The organism is Selenomonas sp. (assembly GCF_052169755.1).
Lineage (GTDB): Bacteria > Bacillota > Negativicutes > Selenomonadales > Selenomonadaceae > Selenomonas.
In genome coordinates, this window is sequence record NZ_JBQNBV010000137.1 from 1 (window position 1) to 5,125 (window position 5,125).

The 5,125-nt window shown below is 56.2% G+C and carries 3 protein-coding genes; all 3 read right to left on the reverse strand.

Features of this window, described 5'->3' with window-relative positions:
• Positions 1-193 precede the first annotated feature (193 nt).
• Positions 194-1,834, reverse strand: coding sequence for an L-lactate permease (locus ACTTKG_RS08910; RefSeq protein ID WP_442673860.1), 1,641 nt, complete (start codon positions 1,832-1,834; stop codon positions 194-196).
• Positions 1,835-2,067: 233 nt separating this feature from the next.
• Positions 2,068-4,245 (reverse strand): L-lactate dehydrogenase (quinone) large subunit LdhH, encoded by a 2,178-nt coding sequence (ldhH, locus tag ACTTKG_RS08915; RefSeq protein WP_442673861.1) that lies wholly within the window; start codon positions 4,243-4,245, stop codon positions 2,068-2,070.
• Positions 4,245-4,862, reverse strand: a complete 618-nt coding sequence (locus ACTTKG_RS08920) for a LutC/YkgG family protein (protein ID WP_442673862.1) — start codon at positions 4,860-4,862, stop codon at positions 4,245-4,247. The genes ldhH and ACTTKG_RS08920 overlap by 1 nt, the downstream gene beginning before the upstream one ends.
• Positions 4,863-5,125: the final 263 nt, after the last annotated feature.

Consider the following 5,125-nt stretch of genomic DNA (forward strand, 5'->3'; position numbering starts at 1 on the left):
ACAGCAGCGCAGCGCACGAAGCCGCATCCACAGAAAAGAAAAACCTCATCAAAAATTTCTTCCATTTCAAGGACTGAATGCTTCTCTGCGCTCGATATGCGCTTCTTGCTTGAACTCTTGAAGCAAAAAGAATCCCCAAGTCCAAAGACTTGAGGATTCTTTCCTATTGCTATGAGCAGCGACTGCCAAAACGTCAAATCGTCGGTGCAATGCCGAGCTGCATGGCGACAAGCATCGTGATGATGCAGATGACGTAGTAGATCGCCCACGGCACGATATCCGTTCGGATCAGCTTGCCCTCGATGCCCTTGATCGTGATGACACCCGTCGTGGCAGCAACAGCAACGATGTTGTTGATGCAGATCATGTTGCCGATCGCGCCGCCCTGATTCTGCAAGGCGATGATGACGGTCGGCGGGATGTTGAGGAGCTGCGCCGTCTGGAACTGCAGCGGGGAGAACATGATGTTCGACACCGTGTTCGAACCGAACATGAAGGCGCCGACCGAGCCGATGAAGGTCGCGAAGTAGAAGTAGTTCGCACCCGCAAGATCAGCAACGCCCTTCGCCATCGTCAGCAGCATGGAGTCAAGACCGAGACCATTGATGCTCGAATAGCGATACATGTAGACGAGACCGAAGCCGAAGATCAGGGCGATGGTCGCACCATAGACCTGGTTCGCGGACTTCGAGAAGATCTCCTTGACCTGCGTGCCAGAAAGGCCGTAGAGAGGAATCGAGAGAAGAACGATGAGGATGAACGGCGCGACGCCCGGGTTGTTGAGGATCGCGAAGTTCCATGCAGCTTCCGGAACGCCGAGGATGCCCTTGACGGAGATGACGACGCTCTTGATGGGTCCCTTGAGACCGAGCTGCGGGATGCGCGTGAGGATCAGCCACAGGGAGACGAAGAGGTACGGAATCCAAGCCTTGAAGAGCGACATGTGCGGAATATCTTCCGTCTTTTCATTCTTCTTCTCCTGGCTCTCAAAGCGCCAGATCGTCTTCGGCATGAGGAAGCCGGCTTTCGCAGCGCCGATGAGCACGAAGATCGTGATGGCTGCAGCGGTCAGCGACGTGATCTCCGAGCCGATGAACTTGGCAAGGATGAGGAAGAAGATGTCAAAGACGACAGCGGCAAAAAGGCAGAACGGCAAAACGGGCAGAGCGTCCGCAAAGGACTTGTTCTTGCCGAACATGCGCGTGATGATGCCGACGACGACAAAGATGATGAGGAGCGCGCCGACAGCCATGCCGAGAGCCGAGATGAAGGAAAGCCCGAGCTTCCATGCCTCGAAGTCGGTGATGCCGATCGAAGGAAGCATCTCCTTGACGATATCAGCCGCAGCGTTCGTCGGCGTACCGGCTGCACCGAACGGAACCGGCGTCGAGTTCAGGATGAGGCAGGAGATCGCAGCCGCCATCGGAGGAAAGCCCAAGCCGATCAGAAGCGGAGCTGCAATAGCCGCCGGCGTGCCGAAGCCCGCCGCACCTTCGATGAAAGCGCTGAACGCAAAGCCGACGATGATGAGCTGGATACGCGCGTCCTCCGTGATACCGTTGAACATGCCCTGGATGCGATGCATGGCGCCCGCCTTGTCCAGCATGTTCATCAGCAGGATCGCGCCGAAGATGATGAGGAGCGTATCAATAGAGCCGAGGAAACCCGCCACAGAATACGCGGCGATGTCCAAAACCTTCATTTCCCAAGCAAAATAACCAATGACGACGATGACTGCCCAAGCGATCGGCAGAACCTTCTTCGCTGACATGTTGAACACGACGGTCAGCACGATGGTCAGCAGTATGGGTACTGCTGCGAGCAAAGCTAACATGAATTTCAACTCCTATCCAGTTTTCAGAGATTCGGGGCAATTTTGAAAAATCCCCCTAAAAGAGCGCAGCCCCTCCGACGCATCCAGCGCGATATGCTGCGCAGATGCGTCGAAGCTGCTGTACCCCGACTTACGGAAGCACGGCTAAACTCAGCCGCCCATCTTCACACCGCTGCACTGTATCTTTAGGAATCCGGGCAACTTCATTTTATCCGTGCTTCCTTACATCAAGATTATCTTCCCCTTGCCGCGATATTTTCCGCAAGAATATCCGCGACATGCTTGACCTTGATGTTTGGCGCCTGTTTGTCAAGACCGCCGCCGATCTGCATCATGCAGGCAGGGCAGGCGACCGCGCAGATTTCTGCGCCTGTGTCCTTGATGTTGTTGACCTTCTTTTCAAGCATCGGCATCGAGATTTCGACGTACTTCATGCCGAAAGCGCCCGCCATGCCGCAGCAGTGATCGGCGTCCTTCATCTCGACGAAGTCAACGCCCGGCGTCGCCTCCAGAAGCGCACGCGGCTCTTTATAGATGCCAAGACCGCGGCGAATGTGGCACGAATCATGGTATGTGATCTTCTGCCCACCGGCAGCCGACGGCATCAAGCGGCCTTCCTTCTCGTAGATCTCCGCAACGAGGCTCGTGAATTCGCGAACCTTGCTTGAGAACGTCTTGACCTTAGCGAGCATCGCAGGATCATCCTCAAAGATCTCCACATACGTTTTCTCCAAGGTTTCCGTGCAGGTCGGGCACGCCGAGAAGATCGCATCGGGGTTCGACGCGAGAAGCGCCTCGATGTTCTTCTTCGCGAGCTTTCTGCCTGTGTCGCGGTCGCCCATGCCCATCGCAGGTTTGCCGCAGCAGCTCTGCTCCTGCGGGAAGGTCACGGCGACGCCGGCATCCTGCAGCACGCGCACGGCATTTTCCGCCGAGTCGGGGAACACGAAGTCCATGTTGCAGCCCGTGAAGAATACCACGCGCATCTTCGGGTTCTGCGGATTTGCCTTCTCCAGCTCCTTGGCGCGATCGCGGAACGGCTTGTCGGCGATGGCGGGCAGACTGCGGTTGTCCGTCATCTTGGCAAAGAAGAGAGGCAGATGGCGGATGAACTTGCCGCTTGTCATCGGCTTCTGCGCCTTCGAACCGATCCTCAGAAGCGTATGGAATATCTTGCGGTTCGTGAGGATGTTCTGGAACACCGTCTTTTCTGCAAACGGCATACCGTTTGCTTTCACATTCCGCGAACGCAGCTCGTCGATGATGTCCGGGATGGGGATCTTGCCCGGGCAGATCTGCACGCACTTGCGGCAGCCTATGCAGAGATCGCTGAACTTCGAGAAATCCTTAAGACCGTTGTCCAAAAGACCTGTGAGAATCGCCCCGATGCCGCCGGAGTAAATATGCCCGTAGACGTTGCCGCCGACGAGTGTCCAGATCGGACATACGTTGAGGCACGAAGCGCAGCGCACGCACTGATAGACCTCGTTGAGCTTCGGATCACGCGCAGCTTCCAAACGGCCGTTGTCCAAGAGGATGACGTAGAGCTTGCGATCCTCCTCGACCCACTTGCCGTCCTTCTTGTAGATGACGGGCGTCGGGCCCGCGATGAACGTCTCGTAGCTCGTCGCTTTCTGGCACGTGCCGTTGCGCGGCAAGAGGCGCAGGATCTTAGCAATATCTTCGACCTTCGGGATGAGCTTCTCATAGCCGATGAGGACGACGTTGATGCGCGGCAGAGTCGTCGCGATACGCGCATTTCCTTCGTTCGTCACGAGTCCGGTCGCACCGTTTTCGGCGACACCGAAGTTCGCGCCCGTAAAGCCGATATCCGCCTGCATGAACTCTTCGCGCAGCACTTGACGCGCCGTCTGAACCATGAAGGGAATGTCGCTCGGGATATCCTTCTTCAGCTCCTTGGAGAAGAAGCTCGCGCACTGATCGCGATTCAAGTGAATCGCCGGCATGACCATGTGGGACGGGTGCTGTCCCGCGACGGAAAGCATCCATTCGCCCAAGTCCGTCTCACGGATGTGAATGCCATGCGCCTCGATGTCCTCGTTGAGGCGGATTTCCTCGCTCGCCATAGACTTCGACTTGACGATGCGCTTGACATTGTTTTCCTTGCAGATCTGGAGGAGATAATCCTTGACCGCCTGCCCGTCCTTCGCACGGTAGACCACGCCGCCGCGCTCACGGACGGCTGCTTCGAACTGATCGGCGAGCTGGTCGATGTGCTGCACAGCATCGTGCTTCATCGCGCGCAGATCCTCGCGCAGAGCCTCGATGTCGTGACCTTCATACGACTTCAGGCGAGCGCCCGGATACTGCTCGGCGAACTTGCCGAGAGCGCCGCGAAGAATCGGATCTTCGAGTTTTTCATTGATTTCCTTGCGCAGATCGCGTGCCATCAGCCCTCACTCCCTTCCATGTTCTCGATTGCAATGACGAAGAAGCGGCTCGGACCATGAACGCCGAGCGTCAGCACGCGCTCAATGTCCGCCGTGCGCGACGGTCCCGTGATGAATCCGACGTAGCCGCGCTTGTAGACGCGCGAGATGAGCTTCAAAGCCGTCGTGAGGTTCTCCGTCATGTAGTTTGCGTTGACGTAGACGGCATGTGCCGGCGGCAGCATACCTGTAACGCGCGCTTCGTAAGAATACGTATCGACACAGACGCCGCCCGTCTCTCCGACGCCGAACTCCGCGACGGAAAGACCAAGGTCGGCTGTCGGCGCATGTTCGGCGATCTCGAACTTATCCGTGTAAATCGGCACCTCGGGCGTGGAAAGTTCCTCGTAGATCTTCTTGATGCCCGTGTTGTTGTCGCCGCATGTCGCGATGACTTTCTTGCAGTTGAACTCCTTGATGAGCTCCGCCGTTTTCGCTTTCGCCGCCGCGAGATCCTTCACACGAAAAACTTCCGCAGCAGCCAAAGTAGCGTTTTTCTCAAAATCGTCCCAATATTTTGCATCAATGAGTTTGTCATCGAATGCTTCTTTGGGCCAATCCTGACAGATCTTCAGCATAGTCCATCCCCCTTGATTGAATTGTCATGAAAATAGATAATATATATTATTTCTTAAGAAATCCCCTTTCCCCGCGCTTGCTGCTCAACATCGTGCAGGAGGCGGCCCGCACGGTGCATTTACAGCAAGGCGGGAAAAGGGGCCTTTCATAAGCTGTATGAATCGCCGCAAAACGCTGCGGCAGGATTGTACGCAGTTTTACCTGCGCGAATTTCTCAGAAAAGTTTTGTCGGGTTCATGATGCCCTTCGGATCGAACGCCTT